The organism is Streptomyces sp. CA189 (assembly GCF_056428985.1).
Genome location: NZ_JBWJVM010000011.1, coordinates 163,922 through 183,125, shown reverse-complemented (window position 1 = coordinate 183,125; position 19,204 = coordinate 163,922). Strand labels below are relative to the sequence as shown.

Here is a 19,204-nt window from a genome sequence, read left to right as displayed (position 1 = left end):
CGGGGGCCCCCCGGGCGGGGGGGCCCCCCGGGGGGGGGGGGGGCCGCCGCTCTGCGTGCGTACGGCGGGCGGACGGCCGTGGCCGCCCGCCCGCCGGCGGATCAGGCGCTGTCGCGCGGGCTGTTCTGGTAGGCGGCGAGCTGCCACTCGCCGTCCTCCTTGGCGGCCACCCACGTGGCGCGCACGGCGCGCTCGTCGGCGACCTCGGTCTCACCCGGGGCCAGGACGCCGCCCTGGGTGACCACGACGGCCACGTCGGAGCGGATGAACTTCAGGGCCAGCGGAGTGCCGGTGACCTGGGTGCCCTTGAAGGGCCCCTGGAAGGCCGCGGCCATGAAGGCCTCGATCTCCTCGCGGCCGTCACGGTAGGAGCCGGGCAGGATCATCGTGCCCTGAGCCGTGAACACCTGGGCGAAGGCCTTGGCGTCGTGCTGTGCCCAGGCCGCGACGATGCGGCCCGGGAGCGCCGCGACGGCGGCCTTGTCGGCGTCGGAGACGGAGATCTCCGTGGAGGCGGGTGAGGCGGTCATGCTGGTCCCCAGTTCTTTCGGATCGGGTGCGGCCATCGGATCAGATGTAGAGGGAGTTCGGCTCGAGGCCGCACAGGACCCGGCCGTAGAGCTCGGCGTTGGTGTTCGGGTGCATCAGGGCGTGCAGGTTGACGGCCTGCACGTCCCGGGAGATGCGCTGGATCGCGGCGCTGGTGTAGATCGAGGAGCCGCCGCTGGCCGTGGCGAAGATGTCCACGGCCTCCTTGGCGAGGGCGCAGACCGCGCCCAGGTCGGCACGGGCGCGGACCCGCTCCTCCAGCGTCCACTGGTCGCCCGACGCGTTCTTGGCGTCGACGAGGTCGGCCAGCCGGAAGGCGTGGAACTCGGCCTGGTCGATCTTGAGGGTGGCCTGGGCGACCTGCAGGTGCGTCAGCGGGGCCTCGGCCTGGGAGCCGTAGTTCGTGTACGTGATCTTGCGCTCGGGCAGCCGGGCCAGGAAGGCCTCCTTGGCGGCGCGGGCCATGCCGAGCACCGCGCCCACGGAGGAGGCGGAGGCGACCGGGAGCAGCGGGGCGCGGTAGATCGGGGCGTCGGCGTTGGCCTGGGAGGCACCGCCCTGGCCCTGCACGATCACGCCGAGGGGCAGCACGCGGTCCGCGGGCACGAAGAGGTTGTCCGCGACGGTGCTCACGCTGCCGGTGCCCTTGAGGCCGGAGGTGTGCCAGTCGTCGATGACCTGGAGATCCGAGAGCGGGACCAGCGCCATGACGGGCATGGGCTCGCTGTCGGGGGCGATCTGGACGGCGACGATGACCTGCCAGTGGGCGTGCAGGGCGCCGCTGATGAAGCCCCACTTGCCGTTGACCACGATGCCGCCGTCGACCGGAGCGGCCATCGCGCTCGGGCTCAGCGTGCCGCAGACGCGGACGTCGGGGGTGGAGAAGACCTCGTCCTGGACGTGGTCCGGGAACAGGCCGGCCATCCAGGTGGGGATCGAGTACACCGAGGCGATCCAGCCGGTGGAGCCGTCGGCGCGGCCCAGCTCGGCCGAGACCTCGACCAGGGTCCGGGTGTCACTCTCGAAACCGCCGAAACGGGCCGGCGCCCGCATACGGAAGATTCCGGCGTCGGCCAGACGCTCAATCGAATCGTCGTGAATACGCCGGTTATCCTCCGACCAGTCCGAGTTCTTTCGCAGAACCGGGACCAGTTCGGACGCCCGACGAACAAGCTGTTCCCGCGTGGGAACGTCGGTCGTCGTCAGCACCATATCCTCCTGGAAAAGATGTCCTATCCCCGGAGGCCGGGAAATGGCCGTCCGTGATATTTACGGACGACCCTGGCAGTGTGCGGAGCCCGGACGCATCTTCAGAAGTGCGGGATCACCCCCCTGCGGCCGGGCCTCGGGCGTCCCCGAGCCCACCGTCTCCGACGCCGCATCCCAGGAGAAGGCCGGAGCGCCGCGCGGCTGCAACCATGAGGTGCACACCTTGTCTTGAACGCGCCTCGTGCGAGAGGAAGAGGGAAGAACACTGATGACCGAGCGTCAGGATGTCCCTGCCGGCCCCGCCGACGAGCGGCGAAAGACCCGCCCGCTGACGGGTGATGAATACATCGAAAGCCTGCGGGACGGCCGGGAGATATACATCTACGGCGACCGCGTAAAGGACGTCACCCAGCACCCCGCATTTCGCAATCCGATCCGTATGACGGCGCGTCTCTACGACGCATTGCACGATCCGGCCAAACGAGGTGTCCTGACCCGGCCGACCGACACGGGCAGCGACGGATACACGCACAGCTTCTTCACCACTCCGCGAAGCGTGGACGACCTGGTCGCCGACCAGAAGGCCATCGCCGAATGGGCCCGCATGAGCTACGGCTGGATGGGGCGCAGCCCCGACTACAAGGCCTCGTTCCTCGGGACGCTCGGGGCCAACGCGGACTACTACGAGCCGTACTCGGACAACGCGCGGCGCTGGTACCGGGAGTCCCAGGAGAAGGTGCTGTTCTGGAACCACGCCATCGTCCACCCGCCGGTCGACCGCAACCTCCCGCCGGACCAGGTCGAGGACGTGTTCATCCACGTCGAGAAGGAGACCGACGCCGGTCTCGTGGTCAGCGGCGCCAAGGTGGTCGCCACCGGCTCCGCCCTCTCGCACTACAACTTCATCGCGCACTTCGGCCTGCCGGTCAAGAAGCGGGAGTTCGCGCTGGTCGCCACCATCCCGATGGACGCGCCGGGCATGAAGCTGATCTGCCGCCCCTCCTACACCGCCACCGCGGCGGTCATGGGCAGCCCCTTCGACTACCCGCTGTCCTCCCGGCTGGACGAGAACGACACGATCCTGGTCCTGGACAAGGTCCTCATCCCCTGGGAGAACGTCTTCGTCTACGGCCACCTCGGCAAGGTCCAGATGTTCCCCGCCCGCTCGGGATTCGTGGAGCGCTTCACCTTCCACGGGTGCACCCGGCTGGCGGTGAAGCTGGAGTTCATCGCCGGTCTGCTCGTCAAGGCGCTGGAAATCACCGGGACCAAGGACTTCCGCGGGGTCCAGAGCCGCATCGGCGAGGTACTCGCCTGGCGCAACCTCTTCCTCGGGCTCTCGGACGCCGCCGCGCGCAACCCCGTCGAGTGGAAGAACGGCGCGCTGCTGCCCAATCCGCAGTACGGCATGGCGTACCGCTGGTTCATGCAGATCGGCTACCCGCGGGTCAAGGAGATCATCCAGCAGGACGTCGCGAGCGGTCTGGTCTACGTCAACTCCAGTGCGGAGGACTTCAAGAACCCGGACGTGCGCCCGTACCTCGACAAGTACCTGCGCGGTTCCGACGGCGTGCAGGCGGTCGACCGCGTCAAGGTGATGAAGCTCCTGTGGGACGCGGTGGGCACCGAGTTCGGCGGCCGCCACGAGCTCTACGAGCGCAACTACGCCGGCAACCACGAGAACACCCGCGTCGAGCTGCTGTTCTCCCAGATGACCTCGGGACAGGTCGACGGCTACAAGGCCTTCGCGGAAGCCTGCCTGTCCGAGTACGACCTGGACGGCTGGACCGTGCCGGACCTCTCCAACTTCGACGACCTGCGGGCCTCGGCCCGCAGCTCCCTGAACGACGCCGTCTGAGGCCGGACGCGACGGTGCCCGCGGTCCCCTTCCGGGGGCCGCGGGCACCGTCGCGTCCGGGACGGGATCAGGACCCGGTCAGGACAGGGCGAGCGGGGCGTCGGGGGTGACGATGGTGCGCTTGAGCACCTCGCGGAAGCCGGCCGCGAAGTCCGCCATGGTGCTCTCGTGGTAGAGGTTCGTGTTGTAGCCGACGTGGCCGAGCATCTGGCCGGAGACCGGGTCGATGTCGAGCTGGAACATCACGCCGTCCGGGATGTCCGTGCTCACCGGCTGCGACAGCAGACGGCGCCGGATCTCCGAGATCCGCAGGTCGCCGGCCTCCTCGCCCTCCAGCGCCGGGAACTGGAAGACCTGGAAGGCGATGACGCCGAGGTCGTCCGCGCCGAAGGAGGCCGCGAGCTCCGGAGCCTCGGCGACGACCTGGCCGAACGGCAGCGCGTTCCCGTACGCCTTCAGGCAGGTGGCGCGGGTCCGCTGCACGACCTCGCGGAACGTGGCCGCGCCGGCGATGCCGGTCCGCAGCGGGACGAAGTTGAAGAACGCGCCGACCGTGTTCTGGAACTTGGCGGGACCGCGGCCCGAGGCCATGGTGGGGACGACGACGTCGGTGGCGCCGAGGCGCTCGTTGAGGAAGACCTTGTAGGCGGCGAGCAGGACCATGAAGGCCGAGCTGCGGGTCTCCTTGGCGACGGCGAGCGCCGCCGAGGTCAGCTCGGCGTCCACCTGGAAGCGGTGGACGGAGGTGGTCTTCTCCACGCCGGCGGACTTCAGGTGGTCGGTCGGGACACCGGTGATCTTCGCCCCGGCCAGCTGCTCGCGCCAGTAGCCGCGCGCCTTCACGTCGGCCTCGGGAGCGAAGCGCTCGCGCTCCCACCGGGCGAAGTCCTGGAACTGGGTGGCCTCGGGGAGGGCCACGGCGCCGTAGCCGCGGCGCTCGGCGTAGAACGCGCCGAGGTCCCGGATGATCAGCTGGATGGAGACCTCGTCGGCCGCCGTGTGGTGTGCGATCAGGACGAGGACCGCGTCCTCCTCGTCGAACCGGCCCAGGACCGCGCGCAGCAGCGGCAGCTCTCCGACGCCGTAGTGGCCGCCCTCCAGCTCGATGAGCAGCTCCTCGGCGCGGCGGTCGCGGGCCGCCACGTCCTCCTCGGGGATCTCGCGCACGGTCAGGGAGACGGCCGAGGCCGGAACGATCTCCTGGCGCTGGCCGCCGGGGGTGCGCACGATCGTCGTCCGCAGCGCCTCGTGGCGCTCCACCACGTCGTCGAGAGCGCCCTGCAGGGCATCGGGATCGATCTTCCCGGCCAGCCGCCAGCCGCCGACGATGTTGTAGAGCGGGCCGAAGGGGCCGCTCTCGTCGCCCTGGTCGAACATGCACAGGAACTCTTGGTTGAAGGAGAGGGGAATGCTCATCGGGTCGTCCCAAGTCTTGTGGAGGTATGCGGCGGGCCCCGGCGGGCCGTCGGGGGGACGGCCCGCCGGGGCGGAGGCGTGATCGGAGCGGAGGCGCGATCGATGCGGCGCCGGGCTCAGCGCAGTTCGGTCCCGGTGGAGTCCGCGGCGGCCAGGAACTCGCCGCGCGAGAGGGCGGCGGCGATCAGCTCGATGTCGTCGGACATGTAGCGGTCCTCGGTCAGCGTGGGGACCAGCGAGCGGATCTGGTCGTACGTGGCCTTGCCGGTCGGGCTGAGCTTCGCGTAGCGGCCGGACAGGTCGACGGCCTGGGCGGCGGCGAGGAACTCGACCGCGAGGATGCGGGTGTTGTTCGACAGGACCCGGCGGGCGTTGCGGGTGGCGATCAGGCCCATGCTGACGACGTCCTGGTTGTCACCGTTGGACGGGACGCTCTGGGTGCTCGCGGGGCCGATGGTCCGGTTCTCCGCGACCAGGGCGGTGGCGGGGTACTGGGCGCCGGCGAAGCCGCTGTTGAGGCCCGGGTCGTTGGCGACGAGGAACTCCGGCAGACCGTCGCTGAGGTGGCGGTTGAGCAGGCGGTTGGTGCGGCGCTCCGAGAACACGCCCAGCTGGGTGAGGGCCAGCATGACGAAGTCCATGGCGAAGGCGATCGGCTGGCCGTGGAAGTTCGCGCCGTGGAAGACCTCCTTGCCGTCGAAGAAGAGCGGGTTGTCGTTCGAGGAGTTCAGCTCGGTCGTGAGCGTGCTCACCGCGTGGTACAGGGTGTCGCGGACGGCGCCGACGACCTGCGGGATGGCCCGCAGCGTGTACGCCTTCTGCAGGTAGACCTCGGTGCGCGAGACGCCGTCGCCCGAACGCTGCTCCTGCGCCTGGCGGCGCAGCTCCGCGTGCTCGACCATCAGGCCGCTGCCGGCGAGGAGGGCGCGCATGTTGGCGGCGGTGTCGATCTGGCCCTGGTGCGGGCGGGCGATGTCGTGGCCCTCGGCCTGGAACGGGCTGGTGGAGCCCTGCAGCGCCTCCAGGACCAGAGCGGTGCCGATCTCGGCCTGACGCACCTGGTCCAGGGCGCGGGACACGACGAGGGAGCCCAGACCCGTCATGGCGGAGGTGCCGTTGATCAGCGCGAGGCCCTCCTTGAAGCGGAGCTGGAGCGGCTCGATGCCCTTCTCGGCCAGGACCTCGGCGGTCGGCCGGCGCTTGCCGTCCTGGAGGACGTAGCCCTCGCCGATGAGGGTGCCCGCGATGTGCGAGAGCGGGGCGAGGTCACCGCTGGCGCCGAGGGAGCCGATCTCCGGGATGGCCGGGGTGATGTTCTCGTTGAGGTAGAGGGCCAGGCGCTCCAGCAGCTCGGGACGCACGGCCGAGTAGCCCTTGGAGAGGGCGTTCAGGCGGGCCGCCATGATCGCGCGGGCCTCGTCCTCGGCGAAGAGCGGGCCGACGCCGGAGCTGTGGCTGCGGACCAGGTTGGTCTGGAGCTCGACCTCCTTCGACTTGTCGACCTGCATGTAGATCATCTCGCCGTAGCCGGTGGTGACGCCGTAGATCGGGGCACCCTCCTCGACGATCTTCTCGAACTGGACGCGGCTCTTGGCGGCCTTGGCCAGGGTCTCTGGTCGCACGGTGACCGGCGCCAGGTCTTCCGCCACCCGGCGGACGGCGGCGATGTCCAGCGTCTCGCCGTCGAAGCTGATGCCTGATGCGTCGGATTCGACCGAGAAGTCCGTCTCAAGCAATGTCACGACATTCACCCCAAGTGATATGGAAATACGCAAGTTGAGTGGAAGGAGGCCTGATGGCCGTGCCCGGTGCCGGCACGGGGGCCGGCACCGTGCTCAGCGCGCGGCCGCGGCGCTCCCGGCCAGGGCCCGCCGGTCGACCTTGCCGCCGTTGTTGCGGGGCAGGCTGTCCAGCGTCACGAACGACAGCGCGGGCAGCGTCTTGCCGAACCACCGCACCAGGGCGGCCCGCCATTCCGCGGAGGTGCCCACCGGCTCGCCGTCGGGGGTGCGGTGGGGCACCACGTACGCCTCCAGCCGCGTCACGAGGCCGTCGGGTCCGGTGCACGCGATCACGGCGCAGGAGGACACCGATTCGTGGGCGGACAGTGCCGCCTCGATGCCGATGAGCTCCAGCCGGGTGCCGGAGATCTTGACGCGCGAGTCGCCCCGGCCGGAGAACTCCAGCGAGCCGTCCCAGCGCCGGCGTCCCCTGTCCCCGGTCCGGTGGATGCCGCTGGTGGCGATCGCGTCGAGGGCGCCGTCGGCCAGGGGGCGGAACGCCTCACAGCCGGGGCGCTCGCCGATGTACCCGGGCGTCACCTGGGGGCCCAGCACGACGATGTCACCCGTGACACCGGCGGGGCAGGGACGGTCGGCGGAGTCCAGGACCAGCACGTGGCGGCCGGGGATGGACCGGCCGATCTGCACGGTGCCGCGCACCGGCGCGGAGACCTCGGTCCAGGTGGCCAGGATCGTTTCGGTGGAGCCGTAGAGATTGACCAGCCGGGTGGCGGGCAGCGCGGCCCGCAGCGCGCCAGCCAGCTCTCCGGGGAGAGCCTCGCCCGCCAGGAGCAGATGCCCGAGGGAGCCGAGGCGCCCCGGGGCCGAGCCGATGGCGGCGAGCAGTTCCCGGGCGAAGCTGGGGACCGTCTGGAAGTGCGTGATGTGCTGCGCGTCGAGCCAGCCCGCGAGCTTCTCGGGGTGCGCGCGGATCCGCTCGGGCACGGGGTACAGGGTGGCCCCGACGGCCAGGGCGGCGAAGACCTCCACCAGGCCGGCGTCGTACCCGGGAGCGGACCACTGGGCCACGCGCGAGCCCGGCCCGATGCCGAACTCGCCGGTGAACCAGTCGATGAACTGGGCGAAGGTGCGGTGGGTCTGCGGGATGCCCTTGGGGGTTCCGGTGGTACCGGACGTGTAGGCCACGTAGGCCCACAGGTGGGCCGAGCCCTCTCCGTCCGGTCTCCCCGGTGCCGACGGCAGCGTGCTGCCGCCCGCACCGGGGACCGCCCGGTCGGGGGTTGCCGGGTAGGTGGGGACGTCACTCGGGGCGTCCAGGTTCAGGACGTGACCGTCGAGAACGCCGAGGTACCAGTCGACGAGGCCGCGGTCGCCGGGATCGCCGGCCAGGATCAGACAGTGCGGCCGCAGGGCGTCCAGGACGCCCTTGCCGCGGTCCCCGGAGTCGCCGGTGCCCAGGACGACGGCGTGGGCGCCCGCGCCGAACGCGCCGAGCAGGGCGGCGGCCTGGCGGGATCCGGCGGGGAGCATCAGCGCCACCGCCGAGCCCTCGTCGACGCCGATGCCGCGCAGGGTGTCCGTGATGCGCGAGGCCTCGGCGAGGAGTTCACCGTAGGTGACGTCGCCGGTGGCCTCGGACAGCGCGATCGCGTCCGGTGCGCTCTGCGCCACCGCACGGAAGCGCTCGTGGACCGAAGGACCGCTCCACACCCCGGCCGCCACCGCGTCGGCGTCGGTGACCGCGCGGAGGATCTCCTCGGGCGTCTCCAGGGGCAGTTCGCGCGCCGGAGTCCCGGGATCGGCCAGGGCCGCCTCCAGGACCGTGCGCAGCTGGCCGAGGAAGCCGGCCGCGGCGTCCGGGTCGTACGGAGTGGTGAGGTGGTTCAGGTGTCCCGTGACGGAGGGAGTGGTCTGGTGCACCGTCAGGGTGACGTCGGCTTCGGGCGAGTCGCCGCGGAACCAGCCCTCGTCCGAGCGGAGCCTGCGCACGCGGGCTCCGGCGAGCCGGAGCACCGGACCGAACGGGTCGGCCGACGCGAACACCGCGTCGTACGGAACCTCCTCGGCGGCGGCCGCGGCGGAACCCGCGGTCCGCTCCAGCGGGAGGCGCTGGTCGGCGGCGGCCGACCGGCGCAGCGCGGCCGTGCGCAGCAGGAGTTCGCGGAAGGTGGGCTGTCCCGAGAAGTCGGCGCGGATCCGCCCGCCGCCGGTGACGGCGACTGTCAGGTCCTCGCCGCCGTGCCGGCCGAGCAGCCAGTGGTACGCGGTCAGGAGGACGTCGTAGGGAGTGACCCCCTCCTTGGCGCTCACCTCGCCGAGCGACGCGGAGAACTCGGTTCCCCAGTCGAACTCGGCGCTGCCGAAGTCTCCGGTCCGGCCGGCGGTCTCGGACGCGTAGGCGGCCGAGAGGCCGTCCACCAGACCGGCCAGTGAACGGCCGGCCGCGAACGCCCGGTTGACCGCGATCAGGATCAGGTGGGCACCGTCGGCGAACCGGCCCACGGTCAGCCTGGCGGCGGGGCCGCGGCTCGCGGGGAAGGAGAGCGCGAGCGGGTCGCCCCACAGGCGCTCCGCCGCCTCCCACGGACCGTCGTCCGCCACCGTGCCCAGGTCGGTGAACCAGTGGGCGTCACCGCCCGGCCGCGCGGCGCCGCCCGGGATGTCCTGCCCGGCGGTGGCGTCCCGCCAGGCACTGCGCAGTGCCTGTGTGTCGAGGCCGCCGGTGACGGCGTACGCCCTGACGACATGAGCCGTCTCGGTCATGCCCACTCCCTTCGTTCTGATGTGACCGCTCGGGTCAGTGGCTGACGAGCTCGTCGGCCGACCGGGAGGGGGCCGCGGGCTGGGCGGCGGGAGCCGCCTGAGAGGTGCGGGCGGCGCCGGTCGACGAGCCCGTGAGGTTTTCGACCGCCGAGCGCGCGACGTTCCACAGCACCCGGGCGATGAACGCGGGGCGCATCATCGCGTCGGGCTTGTCGACGAGGCCCGCGCCGCGCATGTAGGCGGCGGTGACCTTGCCGTCGCGGGTCGCGGCCGTCTGGACCAGCTTGAGGAAGGTCTGCGCGGCCTTGACCTGCGGGGTGCGCTCGCCCTTGACCCCGGGGAACGTGAGGTCGACGGTGTTGGTCATCTCCCACGGCGGGTCGATGACGTCGCGGGCCAGATCGCGGAAGTAGTCGGCCGGGATCGGGGCCGCGCCGCTGTGCAGGTGGTCGCGGATGGTCAGGGCGCCGAGCGCGGCGGCCGTCATGCCCTGGGCGTAGACCGGGTTGAAGGTCGTGACCGCGTCACCGGTGACCAGCAGGCCCTGCGGGAAGCGGGGCATGTCCTCGTAGCGGCGGCGCAGCGTGGTCGGGAAGCGGAACGCGATCGGCTCGTCGAGCGGTTCGGCGTGCTGCAGGGCGTCGTAGATGTCCGGCACCGCGAGGGACTTCACCCAGGCGTAGAGGCCGTCCTGGTCGGTGGGCGGGTGGTCGCCGAGCAGACCGTACGTGGTGAGTTCCACGCGGCCGCCGTCGGTCTTGGTGAAGATGGCACCGCGGGGCAGCTCGGGGGAGGCCACCGGGTTGATGGACAGGTCGCCGTGGTACGGGTCTTCGAGCAGCTTGTAGTGCTGGGTGACGTAACCCAGGCCGATCTTCTTGCGCTCCTCGACGACGCGCGGGTAGCCGAGCTCCTCCAGCCACACCGGGGTGCGCGAGCCGCGGCCCGTGGCGTCGACGACGAGATCGGCGTCGACGGTCTCCTCCGTGCCGCCGGCCGCCAGGCTCTGGACGCGGACGCCGGTGACCTTGCTGTGGTCCGCGGTGGTGACCAGGCCGAGGATGTCGTGCTCCTCGAAGAAGGCCACGTTCGACAGGGCGGCGGTGCGCTCGCGGATGTGCTTCTCCAGCATGGGGCGGCTCGCGGCGACACAGGTCAGTCCGGCCACCTGCTGCTTGAGCGGCTTGCCGTTGAAGTACCAGCGCACGTGGCCGGCGAGGTCGCCGGTCGGCACGCCGTCGGCGAAGAGCTCCTCGGTGATGCCCGGGTAGAGCTCCTCCATGACCAGCTGGCCGCGGGCCAGGAGCCCGTTGATGTGCCGGCTCTGGGGGCAGTTCTTGCGCGGGCCCTCCACCCCGACCAGCACGTCGCGGTCAACGATGAGTACTTCGTCGTAGGCATCTGCGAGCACTCTGGCCGCGAACAGGCCGGCGATGCTTCCGCCGAGTACCACCGCGCGAGTACCGGTCTTGTCACCCGACACGGGGACCTCCTCGAATTTCCCGTTATGGGATGGGAATCAGGGGTTGGGATGGGAATCACATGAAACGGATTCGGTGTTGCCGATCGTCGCGCCCGGCCGAGCCGACGCGCATCTCCTGGTGTGCTGCCCCCACGGGGCGGTCGTGCGGCATCCCTGAAGACGGGGTCAGTGCGCACCGGGGCCGACGGCGAAGTGCGTGCGCGAGAGCTCGCGCGCGGCCGCGGTGAAGAGGAACAGGGCGATGCCCGCATGGCTCTGCTGCATGGACATGTCGCGCCAGACCCGCTCCATGCGCTGGCCCTGGCGCACCGCGCTGGAGCCGGCGGTGGGGAACAGGTACCCCTCGACGGCGCGCCAGCTCATCCGCACCGCCTCCCGGCAGATGGTCGCGATGCGCAGTTCGAGCTCCGGAGTGACGTGCTCGGCCCCCCGGGCGGCGGCCTCGTCCCACTGCCGGACCGCGCCGAGCAGACCCGCCTCGGCGGAGTGGACGAGCCCCGCGGCCTGGCCGTACCAGTACTGGAAGTCCGGGTCCTCGGTGCGCGGCACGATGGGCGGGAACATGGTGTGGCGTTCGAGCATCAGCTCCTCGTACGCGTCGAGGGCGTTCTTGGCCATGCCCACGGCGAGCGCCGCGTCCTCGAGGATCATGAAGCTCAGCGGTCCGCCGCCGTACGTCGGGTTGCCGTGCAGGACCCGGCCCGGAGTGCCGCCGCTGACGTCCACCTGGCTCATGTGGGTGTCCAGCGTCAGGTGGGCGGGGACACGGCCGTTCTCGATCCGGATGCTGTGCGAGCCGCTGCCGCGCAGGCCCAGCGTCCCGCTCCAGTCGTCGAGCCGGGTGAACTCGCTGCGAGGGGCCACGAACAGCATCGGGCGCGGCTCCCCGGCACCGTCGTCCACCAGGGTGTGGCCGATGAAGTGCGTGGCGTACGGCGAACCCGAGCAGTACTTCCAGGTGCCGTTCAGCACCCACTGCCCGTCCTCGCCGAGCTCGGCGGTGCCGCTCGGCGCGACCGTCGCCGGGGCGATGAAGTCGCCGCCGGCGAAGACCTCCGCCTGGGCCCGCTCGTCGAACAGCGTCGCCACCGCGTGGGAGTGCGCCGCGCCCAGGCAGAACATCCATCCCGTCGACGGACACCCGCGGGTCAGGGCGACCACCACGCGCATGAACGTGTCGACGCCGAACTCGTAGCCGCCGTAACGCCGTGGCACCAGGATCCGGTAGAAGCCGGCCCGCCGGAACGCCTCGTGGGTGTCCTCGGCGTAGAAGCCGCGCTGCTCCGTCTCGGCCTGGCGGCCGATCAGGTCCCGGGCCAGCGCCTCGGCCCTGGCCACGACCTCGTCCGCGGTCAGTCCGGGCTCGGGAGGCAGGACGATGGTCCGTTCGGGAGCACTCGCGGTGACTGTCATTGCTGCGCGGATTCCTTTGCTTCGGATGATGCCGCTGCGCGGGGCCACACCACCCGCGCCGCCGGCGCGCTGCGGCCGCGGCCCAACGGCCGACGGTGGCAGAGTCGCACCGCCCCGGGGCGGGCGCATCTCCTGGTTTGCGGCACCGGGCCGGTCCCGCCGGCCCGCGGCGACGGGGTTCGGCGAACAGCACACGGGAAGATGCCGGCCCGCGGCGGCGGATGCGATCGTCGGACCGCCTGGTCCGGTCCGCCGGCCGTACGGATCCTGCCAACCGACGCTCCTGGAGTTTCGTTGAGAACCGCGCACCGCACTTGCCCCATCTGTGACGCCGTCTGCGGCCTCAAGATCGAACTCGACGACGCCGGGAAGGTGCTCGGCGTCCGCGGCGACGCGGACGACCCGCTGTCCAAGGGCTACATCTGCCCCAAGGGCGCGAGCCTGGGCCGCATCGACGAGGACCCCGACCGGCTGCGCGTACCGATGATCCGCACCGGCGACCAGTGGCGCGAGGCGAGCTGGGACGAGGCCTTCGAAGCCGTCGAGCGGGGCCTCATGGGCGTCATCGACCGGCACGGCCGCCAGTCCGTCGCCGCCTACTTCGGCAACCCGACCTTCCACACCATGGGCGGGATCTTCTACCGCGGACCGCTCTCGCAGTCGCTGGGCACCACCAACCTGTACAGCGCCGGGACCATCGACCAGCTGCCCAAGCACGTGGCCGTCGGCCTCATGTTCGGCAGCGGCACGGCCATCTCGGTACCGGACCTGGACCGCACCGAGTACCTGCTCATCCTCGGCGCCAACCCGGCCGAGTCCCACGGCTCGCTCTGCGCCGCCCCCGACTTCCCCGGCCGCCTCAAGGCCCTGCGCGCCCGCGGCGGCAAGATCGTCGTGGTCGACCCGCGCCGCACCCGCACCGCGGACCTCGCCGACGAGCACCTGTTCGTGCGCCCCGGCACCGACTCCCTCCTGCTCTTCGCGATCGTGCACACCCTGCTCGCCGAGGACCTCGTCACCCTGCGCGTCGAGGCCGAGGGCCTGGAGGAACTGCGGGAACACGCCCGGCCGTTCACCCCCCAGGCCGTCGCACCCGTGTGCGGGGTGCCCGCCGGGGAGATCGTCCGCCTCGCCCGCGAACTGGCCGCCGCGCCCGCCGCCGCCGTCTACACCCGCATGGGCACCAGCACCGCGGACTTCGGCACCCTCACCCAGTGGCTCGTCGACGTCGTCAACACCCTCACCGGCAACCTCGACCGGCCCGGCGGGGTCATGTTCCCCAAGCCCGCCACCCTCGAAATGCCCTGGGGCCCCCGCCCCTTCACCTCGGGCCGCTGGCACAGCCGCGTGAAGAACTACCCCGAGGCCATGGGCGAGCTGCCCGTCGCCACGCTCGCCGACGAGATCGAGACCCCGGGGGAGGGCCAGGTACGGGCCCTGATCTCCATCGCGGGGAACCTCGCCCTGTCCGCGCCGAACGGCCCCCGGCTCGCGAACGCCCTCGGCGACCTGGAGTTCATGGTCTGCGTCGACCCCTACCTGAACGAGACCACCAAGTACGCCGATGTCATCCTGCCGCCCCCGCGCATGATGCAGATGCCGCACTACGACCTGCTGCTCCTGACCGTCACGGTCCGCAACTACACCCGCTTCTCGCCGCCCGTGCTGCCCCTGGAACCCGGACAGCTCTCCGAGGCCGAGATCATGGCCCGCCTCAGCCTCATCGCCGCCGGCGCCGGCGCACAGGCGGACCCCGCCCAGCTCGACGAGGCCGTCATCGGCCAGCTGCTCGGCATCGGCGCGCAGATACCCGGCTCGCCCTTCCACGGCATGGAGCCGGCCGAGGCCCGCGCGCTCCTCGACGGCGACAGCGGACCCGAGCTGATGCTCGACGCGATGCTGCGGCTCGGCCCCTACGGGCTCTCCCTGCCGGAGCTGCGCCGCAACCCCAACGGCATCGACCTCGGCCCGCTGGAGCCCCGCCTGTCCGAGGTCATCGACACCGAATCCGGCGCGGTACGCCTCGCCCCCGTCGAGCTCCGCCCCGAGATCGAACGCCTCGGCGTCCGGCTGGCCGCGCCCACCGCGCCGATGCTGCTCATCGGGCGCCGCCAGCTGCGCTCCAACAACAGCTGGCTGCACAACGTCCCGTCGCTGGTCGGCGGCAGCAACCGCTGCACCCTCCACGTCCACCCCGACGACGTGGCCCGGCTCGGCCTCGACACCCACGCCCGCGTCACCTCGGCGACCGGCGAGCTCGTGGTCCCGATCGAGCCCAACGAGGCGATCATGCCGGGCGTCGTCAGCCTGCCCCACGGCTGGGGACACGCCGGCTCCGCCCAGCGCACCGCCGCCGCCCACCCGGGCTTCAACGCCAACGCCCTGACCGACGACTCGACGATCGACGCCCTCTCCGGCAACGCCGTCTTCAACGGCGCCCCGGTCGTCGTCGTCCCGGCGCCCGCGCCCGAAGGCGGGGAGCCCCCCGTCCACGAGCCCGTCCTGCTGCCGGTCTTCGCCGCCTAGGCCGTCTCTTTCGGATCTTGCCTGGCCCGCGCCGCCCGGCACCGCACCTCGCCGCGCTGCCGGGGCACCCGGGTACGTCCAGTACGCGGGAGCCCCGGCAGCGTGGCGAGGCACGGCACCGGACGACGCGGGCCTGACCGGCAAGATCCGAAAGACACGCCTGAGCCGTCCCGGCCCTGCGAGAAGCAGCGCCGACCGCACCACAGCCCGCCCCCCCAATGGAGGACCCATGAACCCCGGCGCCCCGGACGAAGTCGTCGTCATCGAGGCCTGGCTCTCCGAGTTCCCGTTCCCCGACTTCCTGGAGCCGATCCGGGAACGCGCCCGGGAGTTCGAGAAGGCCCACCCCGGGTACCGGATCGACATGCGCGGCTACTCCTACGAGAAGCTCCCCGAGGCCGTCGCCGAGGCAGCGGCCCGGGGCGCCGCCCCGGCCATCGCCACCTACTACGCGGGCGCCTCGCAGCTGGCCCGGGACGCCCGCGCCCAGGACGGGTCGCCGCTGTTCGTCTCCGTCGAGAAGGCGGTCGCCGGCCGCACCGAGATCCTGGGCGAGCAGGTGGTCCTCGACGACTTCCTGCCGGGCGTGCGCGAGTACTACAACGTCGACGGCGACTTCGCGACCGTGCCGCTGACCCTCTCGACGATGCTGCTGTACGCCAACACCACCGTCCTGCGGCAGGCCGGCATCGAGTCCCTTCCCCGGACCTGGCAGGAGACCACGGCCGCGTGCGAGGCCGTGGCCCGGCTGGAGGACGGACCCGGCCACGGCATCGCCTGGCCGGTCGACGGCAAGTTCATGCAGCACGCCCTCGCCCAGCAGGGCGCCCTCCTCGCCGACGCGGGCAACGGACGCTACGGCCGGGCCACGGAGCTCGACCTGGACTCCGCGGCCCTCGCGGCCTACGTGGACTGGTGGCGGAGCCTGCACCGCAGCGGCCACTACCTGCACACCGGCGTACCGGAGGACTGGGCGGGCACCTTCAAGGCCCTGGTGAACCAGGAGGTGGCGCTGCGCTTCAGCTCCTCCTTCGACGCCAACTACATGGTGCGGGCCGCCGCGGAGGCCGGCTTCGACCTGGAGGTGGGCGTGCTCCCCCGCAACGGCGACATGCCCTGCGCGGGAAACTGGATCGGCGGCGACTCCCTCTGGCTCACCGACGGCCTCGACGAGGCGGTCCGGGACGGCGCGCTCGCCTTCATGCAGTACTTGAACAGCCCGCGGGCCGCGGCCGCATGGCACAAGGCGAGCGGCTCGGCCCCGGCGACGTACGGCGTGATCGCCCTGCTGGAGGAGGAGGGCTGGTTCGACCTGCACCCCCACCACCGCGTGACCGGCGAACAGCTCGAACTGCGCAGCGGGCCGCCGGAGGCGCACGGGGCGGTCCTGGGCGGCTTCCACGCCATCCAGATCGTGATGATGGAGGCCATGGCGGACGTCCTGGACGGAGCGGACCCGCGCGAGCGGTTCGCACGCGCCCAGAGGCGGGCCCAGAAGCTGCTGGACGACTACAACGCCTACGCGCAGGGCACCGGCCCGCTGACACCGGACTGCCTGACCGTCCGCATCTGACGCGGCCGGGGGCACCGCCCGGGCGGAGCCCCCACCCGCGAAGAGCACGGCGGGAGAAGACAGCCCGGCCCGTGCTCGTACAGGCTGATGGCGGCTCAGCACCGACCAGGGCACGGCCCGCCCCGAGGGGCAGCCCGCCCCTCCATGGAGGAATGACGTGACCGAGACGGACACCGCGGGCTTGGGACCCGCCACCATCACCGCCGACGACCCGCGCTATCCGAGCATGGTCCTCGGTACCAACCACAGGTACCCGGGCCGGCCCGACTACGTCCGCGTGGTGACCACGACCGAGCACGTGGTGGACGCGGTGACCGAGGCGGTGGCCGCGGGCAAGCGGATCTCCGTACGCAGCGGCGGACACGGCTTCGAGGACCTCACCGCCGCCGGCGTCGAGGTCCTCCTCGACATGTCCGAGATGACGGACGTCCGCTACGACGCCGACCGGCGGGCCTTCGCCATCGAGGCGGGCGCCACCCTGGGCCACGTCTACCGGGTGCTGTTCAAGGGCTGGGGCGTGACCATACCGGCCGGTGAATGCCCCGAAGTCGGCGTCGGAGGCCACATCGTCGGCGGCGGCTACGGGCCGCTCTCGCGCAGTCTCGGCGCGGTGGTCGACTACCTGTACGCGGTGGAGGTCGTGGTCGTCGGCGAGGACGGAACCGCCCGCGCGGTGGTGGCCACCCGCGAGTCCGACGACCCGCACCGCGACCTGTGGTGGGCGCACACCGGCGGCGGCGGCGGCACCTTCGGCGTGGTGACGCGCTACTGGATGCGGGCCCCGGGCGCGGACTCGCAGGACCCGGCCGAACTGCTGCCCAAGGCCCCCGGCCAGTGGCGCAGCGGCATGGTCGTCTGGTCCTGGGAGACGATGACCGAGGAGGCCTTCACCACCCTCCAGCGCAACTTCGGCTCCTGGTTCGAGCGCAACAGCGGCGCCGACTCGCCGTTCGCGCCCCTGGCGGGCTTCTTCCACGGCACGCACCGCTCCGGTTTCGGCCTGACGGTCGGCGCGCACGTCGACGACGCGGTGCCGGACGCCGAGAAGCTGATGGACGCCTTCTTCGACGAGGTCACGGCCGGCGTGGACGCCGCTCCGCTGTTCCGGAACCAGCAGCTCAGGCCCTGGCTGTACGCCTCCGCGTACCCGGGCTGGGGCGACCCCGGCGACCCCTTCACCCGCCGGATCAAGATCAAGGCCGCATACCTGCGCAAGGGCTACTCGGACCGTCAGGTGGCGGCCCTGTACCACCACCTGACCCAGACCGAGGACAACCCCGCCCAGCTCATCCTCATCGGCTACGGCGGCCGCGTGAACACCGTCGCCCCCGACGCCACGGCCGCCGCGCAGCGCGACTCGGTGCTGAAGGCGGCGTTCATGTCGGTGTGGCCCGGCGAGGACGCGGACGACACCAACATCAGGCTGCTGCGGGAGATGTACCGCGACGTCTACGCCGAGACCGGCGGGGTCCCCGTCCCGAACGAGGCCAACGACGGCTCGTACGTCAACTACGCGGACAAGGACCTGGCCGACCCCGAGTGGAACACCTCGGGCGTGCCCTGGCACGCGCTGTACTACAAGGACAACTACCCGCGCCTCCAGCGCATCAAGGCCCAGTACGACCCGCGGGACGTCTTCCGTCACGCCCTGTCCGTCCGGCTGCCCTGACCCGAGCTCCGGAACACGCCGGTGCCCGGCCCCCGCATCAGGGGGGCCGGGCACCGGCGTTCGCGTGCGGGGCCGTCAGGCGTCGGAGACCGAGGCCAGCACCCGCTCGCCGATCAGGTCGACCTGGCGCGGCTGGTCCGAGCCCTCGAGAATGCCGATCACCCGCTGCACACCGAGGCCGCCGAGGCCGCGCAGGACCCCGGCCAGCTCGTCCGCCGACGCCGCGTCGGACACCGAGAACGGCATGATGCAGGTCTTCTCGATGGCGTCGTAGTCCCGGCCCTCCGTCTCGCAGTGCCGGCGCAGCACGTCGAGCTTCCCGGGCAGGTCGGGGCCCGGGTACAGGTTGCAGGCGTCCGCGTGGCGGGCGACGAGGCGCAGGGTCTTCTTCTCGCCGCCGCCACCGATCATGATCTTCGGGCGGGTGAGGTTCTGGGGCACGTTCAGCGGCCGGTCGAGGCGGTAGTGCTCGCCGGTGAAGGGCTTCTCGTCGCCGCGCTCTCCGTCCCACATGCTCAGACAGATGCGCACCGTCTCCTCGAGCCGCTCGAAGCGCTCCGCCAGGGGCGGGAAGTCGATGCCGAGGCCGCGCGCCTCGTCCTCGTACCAGCCGGCGCCGATGCCGAGGTCGGCACGCCCGCCGGAGAGGACGTTGAGGGTGGTCACCGACTTGGCCAGCAGACCGGGGGAGCGGAAGTGGACCCCGGCCACCAGCGGCATGACGCGGATGGAGCGGGTCTGGGCGGCGATGGTCGCGAGCGTCGTGAAGCACTCCAGCATGGGCTGCTCGGGGCCGCCCATGTGGGGTCCCTGCCAGACGTGGTCGGCGACGCCGATGACGTCGAATCCCGCGTCGTCGGCGGAGCGCGATATCGACGCGAGGGTCTCTGCCATGCGGGGCGCTCCGCCTTCCCAGGCGAAGTCCGCGACGGCCAGGCCGATCTTCATGGCAGGTCTCCCAACAGGTGCTTGATGACAGGGACGGAGGAGGTGGTGACGGCCG

12 protein-coding genes are annotated in these 19,204 nt (G+C 71.7%); 4 read left to right on the top strand and 8 right to left on the bottom strand.

From position 1 onward, the window contains the following. Window positions 1–101: 101 nt before the first annotated feature. Window positions 102–530: an SgcJ/EcaC family oxidoreductase gene (locus tag AC061S_RS12345; protein ID WP_478685944.1), complete on the bottom strand. Its 429-nt coding sequence runs from the start codon at window positions 528–530 to the stop codon at window positions 102–104. A 40-nt stretch (window positions 531–570) separates the two neighbouring features. After that, window positions 571–1,755, bottom strand: coding sequence for an acyl-CoA dehydrogenase family protein (locus AC061S_RS12340; RefSeq protein WP_478685950.1), 1,185 nt, complete (start codon window positions 1,753–1,755; stop codon window positions 571–573). Window positions 1,756–2,026: 271 nt separating this feature from the next. Here AC061S_RS12340 and AC061S_RS12335 point away from each other — a divergent pair, with 271 nt between their 5' ends. Further along, on the top strand, window positions 2,027–3,616 hold the full coding sequence (locus AC061S_RS12335; RefSeq protein ID WP_478685943.1) for a 4-hydroxyphenylacetate 3-hydroxylase family protein: 1,590 nt from the start codon (window positions 2,027–2,029) through the stop codon (window positions 3,614–3,616). Window positions 3,617–3,694: 78 nt separating this feature from the next. On the opposite strand, the gene AC061S_RS12330 is transcribed toward AC061S_RS12335, so the two are convergent. The 5 genes from AC061S_RS12330 to AC061S_RS12310 form a co-directional block, all read right to left on the bottom strand. Further along, window positions 3,695–5,032 (bottom strand): condensation domain-containing protein, encoded by a 1,338-nt coding sequence (locus AC061S_RS12330; protein WP_478685942.1) that lies wholly within the window; start codon window positions 5,030–5,032, stop codon window positions 3,695–3,697. Window positions 5,033–5,148: 116 nt separating this feature from the next. Then, window positions 5,149–6,768, bottom strand: coding sequence for a tyrosine 2,3-aminomutase (cmdF, locus tag AC061S_RS12325; protein WP_478685949.1), 1,620 nt, complete (start codon window positions 6,766–6,768; stop codon window positions 5,149–5,151). Window positions 6,769–6,867: 99 nt separating this feature from the next. Further along, window positions 6,868–9,537, bottom strand: a complete 2,670-nt coding sequence (locus AC061S_RS12320) for an AMP-binding protein (protein WP_478685941.1) — start codon at window positions 9,535–9,537, stop codon at window positions 6,868–6,870. Window positions 9,538–9,571: 34 nt separating this feature from the next. Then, window positions 9,572–11,020: an FAD-dependent oxidoreductase gene (locus AC061S_RS12315; protein WP_478685940.1), complete on the bottom strand. Its 1,449-nt coding sequence runs from the start codon at window positions 11,018–11,020 to the stop codon at window positions 9,572–9,574. Between the two features lie 165 nt (window positions 11,021–11,185). Further along, the gene (locus AC061S_RS12310; RefSeq protein WP_478685939.1) at window positions 11,186–12,433 is read right to left on the bottom strand and encodes an acyl-CoA dehydrogenase family protein; all 1,248 of its coding nucleotides are present in this window, start codon (window positions 12,431–12,433) and stop codon (window positions 11,186–11,188) included. Between the two features lie 294 nt (window positions 12,434–12,727). Between AC061S_RS12310 and AC061S_RS12305 the strand changes: the two genes are divergently transcribed. The 3 genes from AC061S_RS12305 to AC061S_RS12295 all read left to right on the top strand — a co-directional run bounded on the left by AC061S_RS12305 (window position 12,728) and on the right by AC061S_RS12295 (window position 18,201). Further along, the gene (locus AC061S_RS12305) at window positions 12,728–14,959 is read left to right on the top strand and encodes a molybdopterin-dependent oxidoreductase (RefSeq protein WP_478685938.1); all 2,232 of its coding nucleotides are present in this window, start codon (window positions 12,728–12,730) and stop codon (window positions 14,957–14,959) included. 229 nt (window positions 14,960–15,188) lie between these two features. Further along, a complete protein-coding gene (locus AC061S_RS12300) occupies window positions 15,189–16,532 on the top strand; it encodes an extracellular solute-binding protein (RefSeq protein WP_478685937.1) in 1,344 nt (447 codons plus the stop codon). Window positions 16,533–16,689: 157 nt separating this feature from the next. Beyond that, window positions 16,690–18,201, top strand: a complete 1,512-nt coding sequence (locus tag AC061S_RS12295) for an FAD-binding oxidoreductase (protein ID WP_478685936.1) — start codon at window positions 16,690–16,692, stop codon at window positions 18,199–18,201. Window positions 18,202–18,276: 75 nt separating this feature from the next. Here the strand turns inward: AC061S_RS12295 and AC061S_RS12290 are convergent, their stop codons facing one another. After that, window positions 18,277–19,149 (bottom strand): LLM class F420-dependent oxidoreductase, encoded by an 873-nt coding sequence (locus tag AC061S_RS12290; RefSeq protein WP_478685935.1) that lies wholly within the window; start codon window positions 19,147–19,149, stop codon window positions 18,277–18,279. Window positions 19,150–19,204: the final 55 nt, after the last annotated feature.

What these genes read in the sequence shown, in the direction of transcription:
- AC061S_RS12345 (WP_478685944.1), bottom strand. Translation starts at nt 530, where the DNA reads ATGACCGCCTCACCCGCCTCCACGGAGATCTCCGTCTCCGACGCCGAC.
- AC061S_RS12335 (WP_478685943.1), top strand. Translation starts at nt 2,027, where the DNA reads ATGACCGAGCGTCAGGATGTCCCTGCCGGCCCCGCCGACGAGCGGCGA.
- AC061S_RS12330 (WP_478685942.1), bottom strand. Translation starts at nt 5,032, where the DNA reads ATGAGCATTCCCCTCTCCTTCAACCAAGAGTTCCTGTGCATGTTCGAC.
- AC061S_RS12320 (WP_478685941.1), bottom strand. Translation starts at nt 9,537, where the DNA reads ATGACCGAGACGGCTCATGTCGTCAGGGCGTACGCCGTCACCGGCGGC.
- AC061S_RS12310 (WP_478685939.1), bottom strand. Translation starts at nt 12,433, where the DNA reads ATGACAGTCACCGCGAGTGCTCCCGAACGGACCATCGTCCTGCCTCCC.
- AC061S_RS12300 (WP_478685937.1), top strand. Translation starts at nt 15,189, where the DNA reads ATGAACCCCGGCGCCCCGGACGAAGTCGTCGTCATCGAGGCCTGGCTC.
- AC061S_RS12290 (WP_478685935.1), bottom strand. Translation starts at nt 19,149, where the DNA reads ATGAAGATCGGCCTGGCCGTCGCGGACTTCGCCTGGGAAGGCGGAGCG.